The sequence below is a fragment of the Psychrobacter sp. APC 3281 genome (genome assembly GCF_030407815.1).
In the GTDB taxonomy this organism is placed as follows: domain Bacteria; phylum Pseudomonadota; class Gammaproteobacteria; order Pseudomonadales; family Moraxellaceae; genus Psychrobacter.
On the sequence record NZ_JASDCS010000005.1, the window covers coordinates 46,338 to 66,440 of the forward strand.

17 protein-coding genes are annotated in these 20,103 nt (G+C 43.3%); 10 read left to right on the forward strand and 7 right to left on the reverse strand.

Annotated features, from left to right (window positions below; all coding sequences use genetic code 11):
• The first annotated feature begins 36 nt into the window (after positions 1-36).
• Entirely contained in the window at positions 37-1,473 is a 1,437-nt protein-coding gene (locus QL886_RS04610) for a serine hydrolase domain-containing protein (RefSeq protein WP_290177789.1), read from the forward strand.
• Between the two features lie 55 nt (positions 1,474-1,528).
• Here QL886_RS04610 and QL886_RS04615 read toward each other — a convergent pair whose 3' ends face one another.
• The 3 genes from QL886_RS04615 to QL886_RS04625 all read right to left on the reverse strand — a co-directional run bounded on the left by QL886_RS04615 (position 1,529) and on the right by QL886_RS04625 (position 5,889).
• Complete coding sequence (locus QL886_RS04615; protein ID WP_290177790.1) at positions 1,529-2,776, reverse strand: cation:proton antiporter; 1,248 nt, start codon at positions 2,774-2,776, stop codon at positions 1,529-1,531.
• 250 nt (positions 2,777-3,026) lie between these two features.
• Positions 3,027-4,913: a dihydroxy-acid dehydratase gene (ilvD, locus tag QL886_RS04620; protein WP_290177791.1), complete on the reverse strand. Its 1,887-nt coding sequence runs from the start codon at positions 4,911-4,913 to the stop codon at positions 3,027-3,029.
• Between the two features lie 220 nt (positions 4,914-5,133).
• Positions 5,134-5,889: a hypothetical protein gene (locus QL886_RS04625; RefSeq protein WP_290177792.1), complete on the reverse strand. Its 756-nt coding sequence runs from the start codon at positions 5,887-5,889 to the stop codon at positions 5,134-5,136.
• 241 nt (positions 5,890-6,130) lie between these two features.
• On the opposite strand from QL886_RS04625, the gene QL886_RS04630 reads away from it, so the two are divergent.
• The 3 genes from QL886_RS04630 (at position 6,131) to dusB (ending at position 10,081) form a co-directional block, all read left to right on the forward strand.
• The gene (locus QL886_RS04630) at positions 6,131-6,571 is read left to right on the forward strand and encodes an HIT domain-containing protein (protein ID WP_290177793.1); all 441 of its coding nucleotides are present in this window, start codon (positions 6,131-6,133) and stop codon (positions 6,569-6,571) included.
• 311 nt (positions 6,572-6,882) lie between these two features.
• The gene (locus QL886_RS04635; protein ID WP_191115093.1) at positions 6,883-8,928 is read left to right on the forward strand and encodes a BCCT family transporter; all 2,046 of its coding nucleotides are present in this window, start codon (positions 6,883-6,885) and stop codon (positions 8,926-8,928) included.
• Between the two features lie 121 nt (positions 8,929-9,049).
• On the forward strand, positions 9,050-10,081 hold the full coding sequence (dusB, locus tag QL886_RS04640; RefSeq protein ID WP_290177794.1) for a tRNA dihydrouridine synthase DusB: 1,032 nt from the start codon (positions 9,050-9,052) through the stop codon (positions 10,079-10,081).
• Between the two features lie 79 nt (positions 10,082-10,160).
• Here the strand turns inward: dusB and QL886_RS04645 are convergent, their stop codons facing one another.
• Positions 10,161-10,562, reverse strand: coding sequence for a DUF1622 domain-containing protein (locus QL886_RS04645; protein WP_290177795.1), 402 nt, complete (start codon positions 10,560-10,562; stop codon positions 10,161-10,163).
• A gap of 236 nt (positions 10,563-10,798) precedes the next feature.
• Here QL886_RS04645 and QL886_RS04650 point away from each other — a divergent pair, with 236 nt between their 5' ends.
• From QL886_RS04650 to QL886_RS04670, 5 genes are all read left to right on the forward strand, one after another.
• Positions 10,799-11,686 (forward strand): SDR family NAD(P)-dependent oxidoreductase, encoded by an 888-nt coding sequence (locus QL886_RS04650; RefSeq protein WP_057759469.1) that lies wholly within the window; start codon positions 10,799-10,801, stop codon positions 11,684-11,686.
• A 311-nt stretch (positions 11,687-11,997) separates the two neighbouring features.
• Entirely contained in the window at positions 11,998-13,035 is a 1,038-nt protein-coding gene (locus QL886_RS04655) for a DUF1852 domain-containing protein (protein WP_290177796.1), read from the forward strand.
• Positions 13,036-13,089: 54 nt separating this feature from the next.
• On the forward strand, positions 13,090-14,118 hold the full coding sequence (locus tag QL886_RS04660) for a methionine synthase (RefSeq protein ID WP_290177797.1): 1,029 nt from the start codon (positions 13,090-13,092) through the stop codon (positions 14,116-14,118).
• Between the two features lie 105 nt (positions 14,119-14,223).
• Positions 14,224-14,739: a flavin reductase gene (locus QL886_RS04665; RefSeq protein WP_160020865.1), complete on the forward strand. Its 516-nt coding sequence runs from the start codon at positions 14,224-14,226 to the stop codon at positions 14,737-14,739.
• Positions 14,740-14,852: 113 nt separating this feature from the next.
• The gene (locus QL886_RS04670) at positions 14,853-15,668 is read left to right on the forward strand and encodes a sulfite exporter TauE/SafE family protein (RefSeq protein WP_290177798.1); all 816 of its coding nucleotides are present in this window, start codon (positions 14,853-14,855) and stop codon (positions 15,666-15,668) included.
• A 146-nt stretch (positions 15,669-15,814) separates the two neighbouring features.
• On the opposite strand, the gene QL886_RS04675 is transcribed toward QL886_RS04670, so the two are convergent.
• From QL886_RS04675 to lipB, 3 genes are all read right to left on the reverse strand, one after another.
• A complete protein-coding gene (locus QL886_RS04675) occupies positions 15,815-16,279 on the reverse strand; it encodes a hypothetical protein (protein ID WP_101205393.1) in 465 nt (154 codons plus the stop codon).
• A 157-nt stretch (positions 16,280-16,436) separates the two neighbouring features.
• Complete coding sequence (locus QL886_RS04680) at positions 16,437-16,967, reverse strand: inorganic diphosphatase (RefSeq protein WP_290177799.1); 531 nt, start codon at positions 16,965-16,967, stop codon at positions 16,437-16,439.
• 194 nt (positions 16,968-17,161) lie between these two features.
• Positions 17,162-17,986, reverse strand: coding sequence for a lipoyl(octanoyl) transferase LipB (gene lipB, locus QL886_RS04685; RefSeq protein ID WP_290177800.1), 825 nt, complete (start codon positions 17,984-17,986; stop codon positions 17,162-17,164).
• Positions 17,987-18,392: 406 nt separating this feature from the next.
• Here lipB and QL886_RS04690 point away from each other — a divergent pair, with 406 nt between their 5' ends.
• On the forward strand, positions 18,393-19,877 hold the full coding sequence (locus tag QL886_RS04690) for a coniferyl aldehyde dehydrogenase (protein ID WP_290177801.1): 1,485 nt from the start codon (positions 18,393-18,395) through the stop codon (positions 19,875-19,877).
• The last annotated feature ends 226 nt before the right edge of the window (positions 19,878-20,103 follow it).

Here is a 20,103-nt window from a genome sequence, read left to right on the forward strand (position 1 = left end):
TAGAATAATTTATATCACTGGAGCAAGGTAATAATAATGGATCATAATACAGAAAATTCTAATACACCCATAAACGCTGACTTTCAAAAAAAATTACAGCAATTACTGACAGATTTACAGCTTGATGATGCACCTGCTGGCGGGGCTGTAGCCGTGTATCAAGCAGGTCAGTGTATAGCACAAGCCAGTACAGGTATGGCACGCTCTGATATGTCGTGGCAGCCTGATACGTTGGCTATTAATTTTTCTACCGGTAAAGGGGTACTGGCAACATTGGTTCATGTGCTGGTTTCGCAGCAACTGATCGAATATGACAAACCTATTGCCCATTACTGGCCAGAATTTGCTGCAAACGGCAAAGACCAAATTACGTTGCGACAAGTCATGTCACATCAAGCCGATTTGTTTTCGATTCAAAGTATTGATGTCGATAGCGAGACGGTACTTGATTGGGATACGATGCTGCGCCACATTGCAGCGATGCCTATTACCTCTCCCGAAGATGCTACTAAGTATGACAGCGCTTATAGTGCATTGGTCTACGGTTGGGTATTGGGCGGCGTAGTAGAGGCGGTCACGAATCTATCGTTCTCTGAAGCACTGCGCCAGTATCTAACAGAGCCTCTGGGTATCGCCGACAGCTGCTATTTTGGTGTGCCAGATAGCAAAGTAGATCAGGTGGCAAAATTAGCCAAAGATTTTGAAGAAACAGAGGATACGAGTTCTCAATTAAAATCGAGACGTCAAAAACCGACCTTAAAAGTAGACTCTCAAGAGACTTTACGTACTTATGCAAGCTTACCTAGTTATCATTACTGGCAACAGAAAATGCTAAATGACAAACGTGCAGCTGAGACGCAAAGTAGCCTTGATGACAGCCTTGATGAAAATCTAGATAGCTCTGATACTGATAACGTACAACCTGTATTGAATACGGCGCGTATTAATAGCTTATATTTCAATACCAGTCAGCTTAATCTAAAAAACTATAAGGCGGCGCTGATACCTGCTGGCAAACATGCCCTTGATTATCATAAGCGTCAAACATTACAGGCGGTCATTCCAGCGGCAAATGGTGTCGCTTCCGCTAAAGCACTGGCAACGATTTATGCGATGCTTGCTAATGGTGGTATATGGCAAGGAAAGACGCTGATTGATAGTGCTACTTTTGAGCAGTTATCTACGCCGCAGGTTGAGGGTTTAGATGCGGTTATGCCAGCGGCTATGAAATGGCGATTGGGCTACCATAGATTATTCAGCTTGTATGCTAACAACGATGATACGGATAAGAGAATGAGTCCTGCATTATCAGGATTTGGGCATATGGGATATAACGGATCGGTTGCTTGGTGCGACCCTGAGCGCCAGTTGTCATTTGCTTTTACTCATAATTTTGATACCACTATGCTCAATGACGTTCGTCAGTTTGCGCTGACAGAAGCCGTCTTGAGCTGGGTAGAAGAGATGCTTTAATAACGCCAACTTCAATCGCGAATTGATTCTGTTTCAAATATAAGCAGCATTAATTTTAATGCTGCTTGTTTGGTGTCATTTTAAGCAATCTTGATGCGCTGAGACCATGGATAAAGATAGAAGTCAAAATGACAATCGAACAAACAATCCACAGTTTAAGCGCATCTTCATCTGCGAAAAACCCTTGATTGAGCGCATAGGACAGATAATACAAAGTACCGATACCACGAATACCCAAAGCCGATATTGCGTATTTCTCGGTATGTGGTAAGTTCAATCCTGATAAGGCAATAAATCCACCAATCGGACGTATAAGTAGTAAGAAGGTAAAGCTGACGATATAGACGCGCCATGTCAACTCGACACCTGCCTGCAGCCCTTGACCGAGGAACATGCCAAAGATAACTAGCACTAATGACATCAATAAGCCTTCTGGTTGCTCAGCGAAATCATGCAGTTTTTGATGATAAGTATGCTCACACTCTGAGCGACGAAACGCAAATGCGGCCACGAATACAGCGATAAAGCCATAACTATGTACATACTCGGCAAGACCATAGGCTAGTAGCGTCAACGCAATAACCACATAGCCTTGCGAGATGGTAGTCTCGCGAGTATGTTTAGAAAACACGACTTTGGCCAATATTTTACCAACCAATACACCCACCACTACACCTGCGCCAATCTTCCACAAGACGTCATGAGTAAACCACGACCATAGCATCTCGTAAGTAAAGGCTTTGCCTTCACTGAACGCTTCTGCAATCTTAATCGCTAGGTACACAAACGGAAAAGCCAGACCATCGTTCAACCCGGCCTCTGACGTTAAGGTAAAGCGCGGTGTGTCTTCTCCTCCTGTATTGGGAGGTCCCACCTGAATGCTCGAAGCTAACACGGGATCAGTAGGTGCTAACACTGCACCTAATAAGATAGCTGCACCAAGGCTTAAACCAAACGCGTAATACCCCAAGACTGCCATCGCAAAAATACCAATAGGCATGGTAATGAGTAGCAGTCTTACTGTTGGGCGCCACAATCGCCAAGACAACTCTGTATCGATTTTAATACCAGCACCAACCAATGAGACCAGTACAACAATCTCAGTCAGTTTCTCGATGAGTAAACCGTTATCAAGTGGGTCTAAAAAGGACAAAGACGTCCACCAGTAGCCCATCATCAGACCGAAGCTGACTTGGAGCATCGGTAATGAGATAGAGGTGCGCTTAAAAATAACAGGAAACAAGGCCCCTAGTAAAAAGGCAATCCCGCAGATTAATAAGAATAAGTTATATTTTTCAATCATAAGGTTTACGCACGTCGTTATGTTTTAAGGATCGATTTTAAGAGGGTGATTTTAGATATTGATGACAATTCACAGCAATAGTTGATAGTCAGTCACTGATACTCTTTATCATGACGTCAAAATAAAATAATTACCGCAAAAAATAGTTATCAAAACGACAGCTACGTTGTTTTTTGGTGAAAAAAAAGCCTGCATTGTGCAGGCTTAATATAATTTTATCAGTATGTCTGTATCATCAATAGTTTACAGACTAGCGTTCGACTTGGCTCACGTCACGTACGGCACCAGTATCAGCACTGGTGGTCATAGCCGCATAAGCACGTAATGCTGGCGAGACATGACGATCACGACTGACGGGTTTCCATGCATCACGACCACGCGCTTCCATAGCTTCTCGGCGAGCGGCTAAGTCTGCATCACTCACTTTCATGTTGATGGTACGGTTTGGGATATCGATATGAATACTATCGCCTTCTTCGACCAAACCAATCGCCCCGCCTTCAGCAGCTTCTGGGCTAGCATGGCCAATTGATAGACCTGATGTACCACCAGAGAAGCGACCATCAGTCAGTAGGGCGCATTCTTTACCCAATCCTTTTGACTTCAGATAAGTCGTTGGGTATAGCATCTCTTGCATACCAGGGCCGCCTTTAGGGCCTTCGTAGCGAATGATGACCACATCGCCTGCAACGATTTCGTCAGCCAATACCGCAGCAACCGCATCATCTTGTGATTCAAATAGACGCGCGCGACCAGTAAAGGTCAAGATGCTTTCGTCGACGCCTGCGGTTTTGACCACACAGCCGCGCTCAGCGATATTACCATATAGTACGGCTAAGCCGCCATCTGTAGAGTAGGCGTGTTTGGCACTACGGATACAGCCTGACTCACGGTTGACGTCGAGGTTTGACCACTCTTTTGATTGCGAGAATGCTTCTGTGGTACGTACGCCACCAGGTGCTGCAAGGAAGCGAGCGCGTGCCTCATGATTGTCAGGGTTCATGATGTCCCACTTATCGATCGCTTCTTTCATCGTGGCGCTATGGATAGTTGGCACGTCAGTTTTTAGTAACTCGGCGCGATCAAGCTCAGCAAGTAATGCAAAGACACCGCCAGCACGATGCACGTCTTCCATATGGTATTTCTGTGAGGCAGGGGCTACTTTTGCCAGACAAGGCACACCGCGACTCAAACGGTCAATATCAGCCATTTTAAAGTCGATTTCTGCTTCATTAGCCGCAGCAAGTAGATGCAAGATGGTATTGGTTGAGCCGCCCATGGCAATATCTAAGCTCATGGCATTTTCAAAAGCAGCTTTGGTAGCGATAGAGCGTGGTAACACAGAGTCATCATCTTGCTCGTAGCGACGCTTGGCAAGCGACACAATGGTACGACCCGCTTCTAAGAATAGCTCGCGGCGCAATGAGTGAGTAGCTAGCAGTGAGCCATTACCTGGTAGTGCTAAGCCTAAAGCTTCGGTCAAGCAGTTCATCGAGTTGGCTGTAAACATACCAGAGCATGAGCCACAAGTAGGGCAGGCTGAGGCTTCAATAGCAGCGACGTCTTCATCACTGATGCTATCATCAGCAGCGTCCATCATCGCATCGACAAGGTCAAGTTTGCGAACAGCACTGCTGTCACTACTATCAGTATTATGGCTCTTACCAACGGTACTAGCTAATATTTTGCCCGCTTCCATTGGGCCACCTGAGATAAACACCACTGGAATGTTAAGGCGCATGGCGGCCATCAACATACCCGGGGTGATTTTGTCACAGTTAGAAATACAAACTAGTGCATCTGCACAGTGAGCATTGACCATATACTCGACAGAATCAGCGATCAAATCACGACTTGGTAGCGAGTACAACATACCGCTATGGCCCATCGCAATACCATCGTCAACCGCAATGGTATTGAACTCTTTTGCAACGCCGCCTGCTTGCTCAATCTCACGGGCGACCAGCTGTCCAAGGTCTTTTAGATGCACATGGCCGGGTACAAACTGGGTAAAAGAGTTAGCAATCGCAATGATTGGCTTGCCAAAGTCGCCGTCAGTCATGCCGGTTGCACGCCATAATGCGCGCGCGCCTGCCATATTACGACCGCCGGTAGAGGTTTTTGAGCGATAATCCATGTGATATTCCTTACAAATAGGCGGGGTTATAAAAATGTGCACCCTCAGTTTTAATAGGGATAGTGTGCTTTTTATAGAGAGTGAGTACTAGTGAATAATACTAATTCGTTACCATACCATTAGATATGAATAACTAAAAACAATATGCTAATAACAGTGAATTAATAATAACGAATTAATAATCACAAGCGATGAGCAAAAAAACAGTTATTCAAAACATCTATTCAATACGTTCTAATATGGCTTTGTCAAACCAAGGAAGATCAGCTTTGTCTGCTTCTAATTTCACAATGGCTGCAAGCGCATGAGTAGCTAGTAGCTGCTGATAATCACTACTAGCTTCAATCGTCAACAGCGACTCGGCAGAGAGTGCTGGCGTATTAGGGTTTTGCTCGTCAATACTAATTAATATTTGCTTATTATTTTTATAGAGGACGTCTACACGACCAAAAAACTGCCAGTCTTTAAAAGCGGCAATAATAGCGTCGGCAGCATCTTTAGTATATACCTGCTGCGTCTCTTTACCCGTATTGGTCCAATGTAGTCGTACAGCCAACTGCAATGCCTCACTAAATACCACTAACGAGCCGATAATTTTTACATGCCAAGGACTGGTCAGCAGCTCCTCGTCAATACCAATTAACTTGGCAGCTTGATGAGCTGACATGGGTTTATTGAATTGAAGCAGTAGCTCAGGAGTAAGCGGGTGCGTCTGTTTGATCGCATCATCTAAACTGTCATAGTGATACAAAAAAGGCAGTGGCAAATCTTGCGTGACAGTCTTCTTTATAATTTTACAATTGTGTATCTGCCAGCTGATGGCTTTATCAGTCAATGCTTCTGCTAATATGATAGCGTTTGGATCGATAGTTTGAGTACCACTTTCACTCTCAATATCAGAGTGTTCTTCCTGATTATCAAGGGTTGCGGTAGTGTTATCCATATCTGGTTGAGTTGGCAAAGTAGGCAAATCCATAAACATAGCGTTATTAAAATAGAGGGTTAATATAACATTTTAAGGGCATGACTCGCCAATAAATTAGTGAGCTAGCATGGTTGGAATATGGCTTGATATTTTTCAAATTCGGTTGTCATACTGACTTGTACTAAAGTTATATTTCGTCCACTATATGACAGATGCTTTTATCTATTTTGGATAGCTATTGAGCTATTGAGCTATTAATTAACTAATAATAAAACTCTTAAAGGAAAAAATAATGACTGAAGTAAATCAAAAGACTGCTTATGACGACAATAATATTTTTGCCAAAATGTTAGATGGTGATATTCCATATCACAAAGTATATGAAGATGATAAAACGCTGGCCTTTATGGATATCATGCCACAAGCAGAAGGCCATGTATTGGTCATACCCAAACAGAAAGCCGTTGATTTGGCGGATCTTGAGCCTGAATATGCTGCTGCGGTGCTAATGACGTCTAAGAAAGTCATGCAAGCTCAGCGCCAAGTATTTGAGCGTGAAGGCGTTATCCAAATGCAGTTGAATGGCTCACAAGCAGGTCAAACAGTCTTTCATTATCATGTACATCTCATTCCATCAAGTATCCATGAGTTAGGACGTCATGCAGTGACCCAAGCCGACAACAATGATTTGGCAGATATTGCGCAGAAGTTGGCGGTAGTGATTGATGCCTAATTAGGAAACAGAGTGCTTCTGTTTAGGTATAAAAAATATTGGTATTTACGAATTAGCGAGCATTTATAGATTATAAATCACTAAAAAAATACATATACAATCAAAAGGCAGCTAGCAAGCTGCCTTTTTTATTTTCTTGGTAATAGTCATGTAACATTCGTTAAAGTCATGTTACGAGTTGAACGCTTGTCTAGGGTTTTGGAAAAGAGTGTGATAATTATTATAACCATTCACACACATTTTCTAATCTTTGCCTTAATTAAAACTTTTCTATAAAAAGGCATCGTCAACTTTTGAGGATATTATCTTTCATGAGTAAATTACCTCGTTCGACTATTTTATTACCAGTCTTTGTACCTGCAGCAATTATTATGCTGCTACTGGTTATTGGTACGGCTATCAATCCTGAAGCAGCGGGTGCTCTGTTTAGTGACGTGCTTAGTTTTACGACTGAGACATTCGGCTGGTTTTATATGCTGGCAGTGGCACTGTTTTTGATGTTCATTATTGTACTGGCGTTTTCGTCTTATGGCAGTATCAAGCTGGGCCCTGATCATGCTGAGGCGGAGTACGGATTTCTTGAATGGTTTGCCATGCTGTTTTCGGCAGGTTACGGGATTGCGCTACTGTTTTATGGGGTAGCGGAACCAGTAATGCACTTTTCTAGTCCGCCAATGTCGGATCCGCAGACTATTGCCGCGGCAAAAGAGGCGATGCAAATTGCGTATTTCCATTGGGGCTTTCATATTTGGGCAATTTATGGTGTCGTTGGTTTATCACTAGCTTATTTTGCGTTTCGTCATGGTTTACCACTATCAATACGCTCGACGCTATACCCGATTATTGGTGACAGGATTCATGGCCCTATCGGTCATACAGTCGATGTGTTTGCGATATTAGGTACGATGTTTGGTATTGCTACCAGTCTTGGCTTATCAGTGTCGCAAATCAATGCGGGACTCAATTATCTATTGCCAGATATCATTCCAGTGAATACGACCGTACAGGTGATTGCCATTGCTTTGGTGACCGCCGCGGCATTGGTATCGGTGTTGGCAGGGATGGATAAGGGTGTAAAACGCTTATCTATTTTAAATATGCTATTGGCAACTGCGTTGATGCTGTTCGTATTTGTCGTCGGTCCGACTATTTTTATCTTGAACGCCTTTATGGAAAATACGGGTAGCTATCTGGGTAATATCGTTGAACGTACCTTTAGCTTGCAGGCATACGAAAATAGCAATTGGATCGGTAGCTGGACCTTGTTTATTTTTGCATGGACAATTGCATGGGCACCTTTTGTAGGTCTGTTTATCGCCAAGATTAGCCGTGGTCGTACTATTCGTGAGTTCGTATTGGGTGTGATGCTAGTACCGACTTTCTTTACATTCTTTTGGTTTTCGGTGTTTGGCGATACCGCACTACATATGATTATGGTCGATGGTTATACCTCATTAATCAGTGAAGTACAAAACAACCAAGCAATTGCTTTGTTTAAACTGTTAGAGAATCTACCGTTTACTGAATTTGTGTCGTCGTTGACCATTTTATTGATTATTACCTTTTTTGTGACGTCATCGGATTCTGGCTCATTGGTAATCGACTCGCTAGCGGCAGGTGGTCGCAGTGATACACCATGGTGGCAGCGTAGCTTTTGGGTAGTGACTGAAGGTGCTGTCGCCGCAGTATTACTACTTGCAGGGGGTTTAGAAGCCCTACAAACAGCGGCTATCGTTAGTGCGTTACCATTTGCGATTATTATTCTTATTTCAATGTTTGGTATGTGGCGTGCGCTGCGTATCGAAGGACATCGTAATCAGAGCCTTGGTAATGACAACAGACTGCCGCCGCATTTACTCAAACCGTCTGCATGGCGCGAGCGTATTGATTATATGACCGATAAGCCAACGCGTGAAAAGGTTCTTAGCTATATTAAAGAAGTAGTTATGCCTTCGATGATGGAGGTGTCGTCTAAATTTGCAGAAACCGGCTGGACGACTGAGGTCAATTATGACGCGGTCAATAACCGAGCCGTATTAGAGCTACAGCGCGGTGACGATGTCGAGTTTTGGTACGAAGTTCGCTTATCTGAGCATGATGCGCCTGATTATTATACTGAAGACAGCGCAGATACTTTGCCACAAGAGCACCATCATCGCGCTGAGGTGTATCTACGCCGTGGTGGTCAGACCTATGATTTATACGGCTACAAATCTGAATCAGTGATTAATGACATCATTGATCAGTTTGAGAAGTATTTACATTTCCTCAATGTATCGCCTGATAGTCTACCGTGGCGCATGCAAGAGCATGATGATGACATCACGCTAGAGCAGGGCAGTGTGCTTGATAAGTAGTGCATGAAATGTATCAAAAATGACCAACGCTTATGCAAGCTATTCACGTTAATCGCTTGCAATAAACGCAGCAATCCTTAGAATAACGGCTTGTTTTCCTTACAAATCAAGCCGTTTTTTTATGTCTATTGATTCTCCCATTTTATCTTCGTCCTCGACTTTATCTGATCATCCGCTATTACAGCCATTGAACATAGGTGGCCTGACGATTGAAAACCGTCTAATGGTCGCACCGATGGCAGGCGTGACGGACAATCCTTTTCGCCGACTGTGTAAATCATTTGGTGCAGGTCATGCGGTCAGCGAGATGATCATCGCTGATACGGCCCTTTATGCACGCAAAAAATCCTTGTATCGTGCCAATTTTGACAATGAGATTGCGCCTATCTCGGCACAGATAGCAGGTGCTGAGCCGGACAAACTGGCTGAAGCGGCTCGTTATCAAATTGATAATGGTGCGCAGATTATCGATATCAATATGGGCTGTCCGGCCAAAAAGGTCTGTCGTAAGCTGGCAGGTTCTGCATTGTTGCAAGACGAAGATTTGGTCGCGCGATTGTTAGATGCAACGGTCAATGCCGTGGATGCACCTGTCACGCTAAAGACACGTCTGGGTTTTGAGAATGGTCGTGAAAATATCTTACGAGTCGCCAAGCGTGCTGAGCAGGCCGGCATTGCAGCGATTGCTATTCATGGCCGTACGCGTGAAGACATGTATACAGGCAATGCACGCTATGAGCTAATACGCGAAGTCAAAGAAAGTATCAGTATTCCTGTCATTGCCAATGGCGATATCGACAGCGCACAAAAAGCCCAACACGTCTATGAGATGACAGGCTGTGATGCGGTGATGATTGGGCGTGCTGCACAAGGGCAGCCGTGGATATTTCGCGATATTGAGCACTTTTTGCGTACTGGCGAGCGCCTAGAGGCACCGAGCGTTAGTGAGATAAAAGAGATCGTACTGGCCCATTTGCAAGAGCTCTATGATTTCTATGGGGAGTACTCAGGCTGCCGTATCGCTCGCAAACATATTGCATGGTATACGACAGGTATTCCAAATTCTAACGCCTTTAGACAGGCGATGTATGGTGAAGAAAGTACGGTTGGGCAATTTAAAGTGGTCGAGACTTTTTTGCAGGCGCACGAGTAGTAATCGCTTAAATATTGTTTTATAAATCAGTGCTAGTTATTTCTATGCATCGTTTCTTGATGGCATTTTTGTCCAACAGCTATGCTTTATCAATTGGCACAGTATGATTGTCAGTATCAGACTGTTTGTCAGGCACAGGTTTTCTATTTTGCCAAGGGAATCGACCTTCTAGTTCAACTTGTAGCGATAAGCTTAAAAAGGTTCGAATCAGTACGATGAAACCTAGCACCAGTACGCTGCGTAGCGATGGCTCGGTGACGACAGTAGCCACGATATCAGCGGCAATCAGTACTTCTAACCCCAACAATATAGATTTGCCTACGGTCTGTCTGATCTCGACGTAGGTATCATTGTTGAAGTGCCCCGACGCTCGAAAAGCTTTATACAAGGCAAGAAATAGCCCAAAAAACATAATGAGGACGCCAATGACTTCGATCATTTTGGCAATTAAGTCGATATAGTGAGTTAGTGTGTCTATCAAAGTAGATACTCCTCATAATTAATCAGAAAAAAAGCTTAACACTTAACACTTAGTACTTAGCATTTAGTAATTAACAATAAGCTAAAAATGTATCTATAAATATCTATGTCGACGACGAAATTTGTAAAAGTCCCGTTAGCTAACGCCCACTATGGTTTTGTTCACTCCATACGACATTTTTTTGCTATGCTATAACCGAATACCAATAACTATAGAATAAACGAAAAGGACTTTTTATGGCCAATCTCTCGAAAAAAGCAATTACCAAAGCCGTCAAAGGCAAGAATATTATCATCACAGGCGCTTCAAGTGGTATCGGTGAGCGTACGGCTTTTTTGCTCAGTGAATGCGGCGCGCATGTTATTTTGCTGGCCCGTACTGAAGATAAGCTAAAAATGGTCAAAGAAAATATTGAAACACTTGGCGGCGCGGCTAGCTACTATCCATGCGACCTGACCAATATGGATGAGATTGAAAAAACCAGTGAAAAGATTTTGGCTGACTTTAAACATGTTGATGTACTAGTCAACAATGCGGGACGTTCGATTCGTCGTTCAGTGCATGAGTCGGTCAACCGTTTTCATGACTTTGAACGTACCATGGAGATTAATTATTTTGGCGCGGTCAAAATCATTCTTGGTTTCTTGCCAACGATGATTGGTCGCCAAACTGGTCAAATCGTGAATATCTCCTCAATTGGGGTATTGGCTAATAGCCCTCGTTTTTCAGCGTATGTCGCGTCAAAGGCTGCCTTAGATGCATTTAGTCGCTGTTTGGCTGCTGAAGTCAAAGGCGATAATATCAAAGTGACCAACATTTTTATGCCACTTGTACGTACCCCAATGATTGCGCCAACCAAGCTATATCGCTATATGCCAGCATTGATGCCTGACGAAGCAGCGATGATGGTCGCAAAAGCCATCGTTCATAAGCCAAATAGCATTGCGAGTAATATGGGTAAATTTGCCTCAGCGACTTACTCGTTGGTACCAGCCTTTAACGTTGGCGTTCAGTCCATTGGCTATCGCATTTTCCCAAGTTCGACTGCTGCACAAACGACTGATAGCAAGCCTAATCTTGCTCAGCGTGCCTTTGCCAAAATTCTTCCTGGTGAGCACCACTAGAGTCGATGTGTTATCAGGCTCGAATTTGAATAAAAAGGATACTACGGTATCCTTTTTTTATGCCTTAAAAATATGCTTAAGCAGTATAAGAACCTTCTTCGCCGCCAGTGTGTGAAAGGCTTAGTTATACGTTAAATAAATCCTTAAAACTTCCACTGTTAAATTTCCTTTATATCTCTAATTTTTAACAAGATGAATAAAATTCATCTTATGTTTAAATTGTATCGTTTTTATTCATGTTTAGATTTCGGTATGATTCACCTCATACACAGATTTGGTTTTATCTCAGATAAATAAGGTAGCGGATCACCATGAGTAAAGAATTCAATTGTTCAATTAAGCACATTCGTTTTGACGAAAACTATCAGCCTGCAGATAGCACGCGTTTGACGACTAACTTTGCAAATTTGGCACGCGGCGAGCACCGCCAAGAGAACTTACGCAAAACGTTAACCATGATCAATAACCGCTTTAATGCATTGGCGCATTGGGACAATCTGACAGCAGATCGTTATTCTGTTGAAGTTGATATCATCTCTGTCGATCTAGATGTTAAAGGCAATGGTCAGACGTTTCCTATTATCGAAACGCTAAAAACCACGATTGTGGATCACAAAGAAAACAAGCGTATCGACGGCATGGTTGGCAACAGCTTCTCATCTTATGTGCGTGACTATGATTTTAGTATTGTGTTACCAGAGCATCGCGACAAAAACCTAGCATCCATAACGCCAGATAATTTTGGTGAGTTGCATGGCAAATTGTTTCAATACTTACTGAACTCAGAGGCTTACAACGCTCATTTTCACAAAAAACCTGTGATTTGCCTGAGCGTTTCAACCAGCAAGACTTACTATCGTACTGTCAATCAGCATCCTGTATTGGGCATTGAATACAAGCAAGATGAATACTCGTTGACCGACGATTATTTTCATAAAATGGGCTTAACGGTACGTTATTTTAAGCCTGAGGGTAGCGCCGCGCCATTAGCATTTTATTTTGCAGGGGACTTGCTCAGTGATTACACTGATCTTGAACTGATTAGTGCAATCAGTACCATGGAGACCTTTCAGAAGATCTACCGTCCTGAGATTTACAATGCCAACTCAAGCGCTGGACAAGTGTATCAACCTAGCCTGAATTACCAAGACTATTCATTGACGCAAGTAGTCTATGACCGCGCCGAACGTAGTCAGATGGCAGTAACCCAAGGCAGATTTACTGAGACACACTTTATCAAGCCGTATCAAACCATCCTTGAGGAATGGGCTGCAAGCTATGATGTAACAGGCGAGACTGCTCAAAAAGAAGCCGCTGACAAGAAAGCGGCTAGGAAGCAAGCCGCTTAACTGAGCATCACTCATCAACATAATAAAAAATAAATTAACTAGAAGATAAATCGTATGAAACTACTATTACCGACGTCTACCGCTGGCAGCTTACCAAAACCGTCTTGGCTAGCAGAACCTGAGAAAATTTGGTCACCTTGGGCGTTAGAGGGCGAGCAGTTGCTTGAAGCCAAGCAAGATGCGCTGCGTGTATCATTGCAAGAGCAGCAGCATGCAGGGATTGATATTGTGAGTGATGGCGAGCAGACTCGTCAGCATTTTGTAACTACGTTCATCGAACACCTTGATGGTGTCGACTTTGAGAAGCGTGAGACGGTCAAAATCCGTAATCGCTACGATGCGAGCGTGCCATCAGTCATTGGTGCGGTGAGCCGTCCAAAGTCCGTATTCGTTGATGATGCCAAGTTTTTACGTCAGCAAACCGATCAGCCAATTAAATGGGCGCTGCCAGGGCCGATGACGATGATTGATACGTTATATGACGGTCATTATAAAAGCCGTGAAAAATTGGCTTGGGAATTTGCTAAAATCCTGAACCAAGAAGCAAAAGAATTAGAGGCGGTTGGCGTTGATATTATCCAGTTTGATGAGCCAGCATTTAACGTGTTCTTTGATGATGTGAACGACTGGGGTATTGCAACTTTAGAGCGTGCCATTGAAGGTCTAAAATGTGAGACAGCTGTGCATATTTGCTATGGCTACGGCATCAAAGCCAATACCGATTGGAAAAAGACACTGGGCTCAGAGTGGCGCGAATACGAAAAAGCATTTCCTAAACTGCAACAATCAAAAATCGATATTATCTCACTGGAGTGTCAAAACTCACGTGTACCCATGGATATGATTGAGTTGATTCGTGGTAAAAAAGTGATGGTCGGTGCCATTGATGTGGCAACCAACACTATCGAGACACCAGAAGAGGTGGCAGATACGCTACGCAAAGCGCTACAATTTGTCGATGCTGACAAGCTGTATCCTGCCACTAACTGCGGCATGGCACCTTTGTCTCGCCAAGTCGCACGTGGTAAGCTCGCGGCCTTAAGCGCTGGTGCTCAAATCGTTCGTCAAGAACTGACTGCTTAGAGTTGAGAAGTTTAGGAAATTCTATTTAAAGAATTTCCCTTGCAAAACTAAAATTGAAGCACAATTTTTTAACGTTATTTTTTAACGTTTCTCGGGATTGAAGCAATGATTAAAGATAGGATTGACGCGACCGACTTTAGAGATGCCATGTCTTTGCTAACGACTGCGGTCAATGTGGTGACCACAGCAGGTGCGACGGGCATGCATGGGTTTACAGCATCGGCAGTATGTAGTGTCACAGACACACCGCCGACCTTGCTTGTCTGTATGAATCAAACGTCTCGGTCACATGGTTACTTTCTGGAAAACAAGATTTTAAGTGTCAATGTGTTAGGCGCGCAACATGAGCAGCTGTCCAATGCTTTTGCCTCTAAATTGTGTTCAGAAGAACGGTTTGAATATGGTTCTTGGACACAATTACAAACAGGCGCTCCTGTACTGGAGGATGCCTTGGTCAGCTTTGATTGTGAGATTGAACAAATTCAAGAAGTCGGCACGCATAGCGTCTTTATGTGCCGCATTGTCGCCATCAATCAGGCTGAGCCACAAGGCGGCACTGATGAAGGGTTGGTTTACTTTAACCGTGCCTACTCTAGAGTGGGGCAAGTGGAACTTATTTAATCCAGTATTTATAGTCCAACCCCTGAGCCTATGGGCTATTGCTCGTTCAACATTAAGCAGTCGTTTAACTATAATTATCATCTCATTAAATCTAAATAAGAAGTAACTATCCTGTGGAATTAATAACTTTTTTAATAATAGGGGCGCTAGCAGGATTTGCTGCAGGGCTATTTGGAGTAGGCGGTGGGACTATTATCGTACCACTGCTATTTATTGTCTTTACGCAAATGGGTTACAGTCCTGACAGTATTATGCACTTGGCCTTGGGTACTTCACTGGCGACTATTATCGTTACATCCATAAGCTCGCTCATGGCGCACAACAAGAAAGGCGCAGTCATGTGGCCAGTATTTAAAAATCTGACGCCAGGTTTAGCAATAGGCTGCTTTTTAGGAGCAGGAATTGCAGGACAGATATCTGGTTTATATCTTCAGTTGATTGTTGGTGTGTTTTTGCTTTGGGTTGCTTATAAAATGTTTATGGGTGGCAAAAAGAAAGCAAATAGCGATGCTGGTAATGTTCATATAGCTTTGCCTTCAAAGCCTAAGCAACTAGCAGCAGGGGCGGGTATCGGTATCGCTTCTGCTATTTTTGGGATTGGCGGTGGTAGCTTAACCGTACCTTACCTCACGCGTTACGGTGTGGTTATGCAAAAAGCCGTTGGAACCTCAGCCGCATGTGGATTGCCTATCGCGATTGCAGGTGCGCTAGGGTTTATGTTCTTTGGTATGCAAGCTCAAGTCGACGTGCCAAATACGATTGGCTTTGTCCATATCTATGCTTTTTTAGGTATTAGCATCATGAGCTTTTTCACCGCTAAGCTAGGCGCAAAAGTCGCTCACGCATTATCGCCGCAGTTGTTAAAAAAATGCTTTGCAATACTGTTAACCGTCGTAGGCTGTTACTTCTTATATAAAGGATTGCTCTAAGTAATTTGAGATTAATGGATGTTTGAAAGGATTCAAGGGCAGGTTTTCAATTAGCATACCAACTAGCTACATTCTTAAATGATAGCTAGTCGGTATGTGGCTATATGGGGAATATGTTGAGCCAGTTTCTTATTTAGCTAAATCACTTAACCAAATACTCGCCATAATATCCAAAATATTCCTATCATTAAGACAGCGATCACGAGCAATCGTTTTAGCCAATAAGGCAGTAGAGGTTTCTTATAGCCTAAGTCATTCAACTGACTATCGACACCATCTTGTAGCCCCTTAAACCCTTGACTCTGTTTGGTGGTTTTAACACGATTTTTTACCAATGGTCCAGGCTCGTCTTCCTCTTGCTCTCTATCAAAGCTGATGGCTTGATTTGGAATGCCTTGTTTACTAGCGATAGTATTGAGCTTCTGTTGTTGCTTTACTTTTAGCTGGGTCTCATAAGCATCAATTCTACTTTTGGCTTCATCCATACTGATGTTTTCGTCTGCCGCCAAAGTTTTAATAGCCATTACTAGGTTGTTTTTTTCGACCATCATAATGACGTCTCTTGGCAACTTGGTATTGACCGGTTTTGCGCTAGGGTCGGGGTTAAACATGACTGTCCTTATTACGGCGTATAAGTTGGAATGAGTTATATGCTCATTATAACCATGTTAGATAAGCAATGTTCAAGCAAAAAAATACCGCGGCCACTATGGTGACTGCGGTATTTTATTATTTATCGTTATTGGCAGTTTTGCCAATATTTGATAATTATAGATCTTTCCAACGTTGGATAGACTCTTTGATAACTTCTTTGGCCTCGCTTACATCACCCCAAGATTCAACAACCGTCGTACCAGCTTTTTTCAGGTCTTTATAATGACTGAAATGGAACTCTAACTGGTTGATCAACTGCTTTGGTAGGTCTTCTAAGCTGTTATAAGCATTGCCTGTGTCACGGTCGTCAGCAGGGACCACAACGATTTTATCATCTACTTCGCCATCATCAACAAACTTCATCACGCCGATAACTTTGGCTTTTAAGAAAATACCAGTCGGTAGTGGCTGCTCAGTCAATAGCAATACGTCAAGCTCATCGCCGTCTTCGTCAAGTGTTTGTGGGATGAAACCATAGTTACAAGGTTTGGCAAAAATCTGTGGGTCAATACGGTCAAGCTCAAATACCGCTAATTCGCGATTCCACTCAATTTTATGGCTGCTACCAGCTGGGATTTCTACTACTACGTTGATGATGCCGCCGTCTACGTCGCCTGCGTCCAAAATTTTGTTAAAATCTGCCATAAAATGCTCCAATTTGCTTTTGTTTTAAATGTTTGAATAAGGGGTTGAGCTAGGGATCCAGTAAGGATAGTTGCTGCGTCCGATTTGTACTGCATGCGATTATAGCAAGTTTGTACTGAATTTTCTCTTAATGCTTAAGTCTAAGCGTGCAAGATATTATGCAAAAAAAGATTATGCAAAAATAGGCTCAAAACTTACTTGGGCGCGATAGCTCGCAACTCAATCAGTCCAGCATGGCGCTTGGCGATGTTATCAATAAGTTTCTGAGTGACTGTCTCATAGCTGAATGAATCGCTCATTTTCTGCTCTGTTTGCGCCTCTGAATCTGTTTGCATGGCTACAAAGTCAGACAGTCGCAACATTTGCATGCCGGCATAGCCACAAGGATTAATGGCGTTAAATGAAGACAGGTCACAATTTAAGTTAATCGCAATACCATGGTAGCTAAAGCCATGCTTAATTTTAAAGCCTAGCGAGGCCATTTTGCCAAGCATAATCTTATTATCAAGAGAACTGTCTTCTGTAGAAGTGCTGTCATCTGTTGCAGCAGTATCTGCATATAAGTAGACACCTGGGGCATCGCGGCGTGCATGAGCACTGATATTGTCGCTACTAGATGGTGAGCTACGCAAACAGTCATTGATGACGTCTTCTATCGCTTGCTCAGCATGGGAGACAAGATTGCGCACACTCCATTTGAGGCTGTCCAAATCAAACAACCAATAGATAACCAGCTGCCCATGACCATGCCATGTTACCTGACCACCGCGATCGGTCTTGATGATAGGCGTATCAGTACGCTGTAATATGTGCTCTTCTTTACCTGCCTGTCCAAGCGTGTAGACATCGTTATGATCGACAATCCACAATTCATCAGGCGTACGCAGCCCTTGTCGTTTCTTTAGATCGATACGTTCGAGGGTGCGTGCCAGCATCGCATCGAGAGTAGGGACATAATCGGCCGCTGATAGAGATTTGCTGACAAGCGTATCATTGAGGGGTTGTGTGTCATTTTGCATGAGAGTATCTGTCTTATTATTATCAAGTGTAAAATAAATAATGCTCATCGGTAGTGTAGCAGTTTTGGCGACTATCGCCCAAAGATATATACTGGCGCAATGTCTGTAAATGGCATAAATGCTAATAATAAACAGCTAACAATGGCTGATGAAATAACAGGTATAGAACAGTGGTAGGTCGCTTATAAAGGTACTGCTAGTACAGACGCAGTAGTCAACCAAAGGTGCTGTTCATTGCTCAGTCAATGCGCTACATTAAAGTGTGATGAATGGAATCTGATGAAATTTATAGTCAGAGTAGGTTATCAAAGAGTGCACCTGACTAGAAAGATAGAGCCTCTAACCCAATATAATGTAGTGACTACAAACCTTATGACTATTACTATGATTATGACAAGGAAGACAAATGACAGATAGCAACCAAAGCACTCATGAGCAGGCAGTGACCGAGACCGGTTTTGCGCTGCAGCGTGTGCCTGAAGCCCTAAGTACGGCGACGACTATCGATGAGATGAAAGCGCAATTTTCACGCTTGCAAATGTTAAGCCGTACCCAGCCAATCAATGATTGGGGCACTCGTACGACGCAGCTAGACAATCTAGAAGTGATGCTTAGCGATAACCAAGAGAGTTTTGCAAAGGCGATTAGTGCAGATTTTGGCTATCGTAGCCAGTCAGAGACGCAGTTTGCTGAGTTATTTCCTAGCTTTACCGGTATTAGCCATGCCAAAAAACACGGCAAAAAATGGATGAAAGCACATCGTGCGCCGATTTCAGCGCTGTATATGCCAGCCCATAATGAAATCCAGCCTCAGCCATTGGGTGTGGTCGGTATTATGGTGCCTTGGAACTATCCGTTATTTTTAGCAATTGGCCCGATGATTGATGCAATCACCGCAGGTAACCGCATTATGGTCAAAATGAGTGAGGCCGCGCCGCAATTTGCTCAGACGTTTGCTGACGCCATTGCTCGTTATTTTTCGCCAGATATGATCTGTGTGGTGCTCGGTGAAGTTGAGATTGCCGCCGCCTTTAGTGAGCTACCATTTGACCATCTTCTATATACCGGATCGACTGCGGTGGGCAAAAAAGTCATGGCTGCCGCTGCACCAAATCTAACGCCAGTGACGCTTGAGCTTGGTGGTAAATCACCAGTGATCGTACTAGATGATGCCAATCTAGAGTCTGTCGTCAATCGAGTGATGATGGGTAAGACACTAAATGCTGGACAGACGTGTATTGCGCCAGATTATGTCTTGATTCAGCGCCAATACCATGACCAGTTTATCGAACTCGCAAAAGAGTGGATGACCAAGCATTATCCTGATATCGAAGAAAACCCAGATTACTCTCGCATTATTAATGGTGAGCAGTTTAAACGGGTAAAAGGCTATCTAGATGCGCTAACAGGTGGCGAGGTACATGCGTTAACTGGCGCCGAACCCAATATAGAAACCCGTCTAATGCCGCCAGTCATCGTCAGCGAGCCTGAGCCTGACAGCGACCTCATGCAAAATGAGATTTTTGCCCCGATTTTGCCGCTGATGCATTATGAGACGCTTGATGATGCCATTTACTTTGTAAACTCGCGTCCACGGCCATTGGCACTATATGTGTTTAGTGACAATTACAGCAGTATCGAAAACGTGCGTAACAATACGGTCTCGGGTGGCTTATGTATCAACGAAGTTTTGATACATGTGGCTCAGCACGACTTGCCGTTTGGTGGCGTGGGTGACTCTGGTACTGGTGCGTACCATGGTAAGGCTGGCTTTGAACGTCTCAGCCATATGAAGCCGATTTTTGTCCAAACCAAGCTCAATGGTCTGAATTTACTATTGCCGCCTTACGGTGGACTGTTTAAAAAGGCGATGGCGCTGTTTTTGAAATAACTGTTCTTGAAATAACAGTCTTTAAAATAACAATTCTTGAATTAGACATTTTATAGTAGCTATAGAAATTAATAGTGACCTTTTTTAGTCGATATCATAACTAATAGCACCTATCCAGATAGGTGCTATTTTTTTGTCTAAAATACCAATTTACAAATATAGGTTTCTAAAATTAAGAGCGACTTTTCATAAGAGCTTTATCAAAATTATCGTAAATTTATCTAAT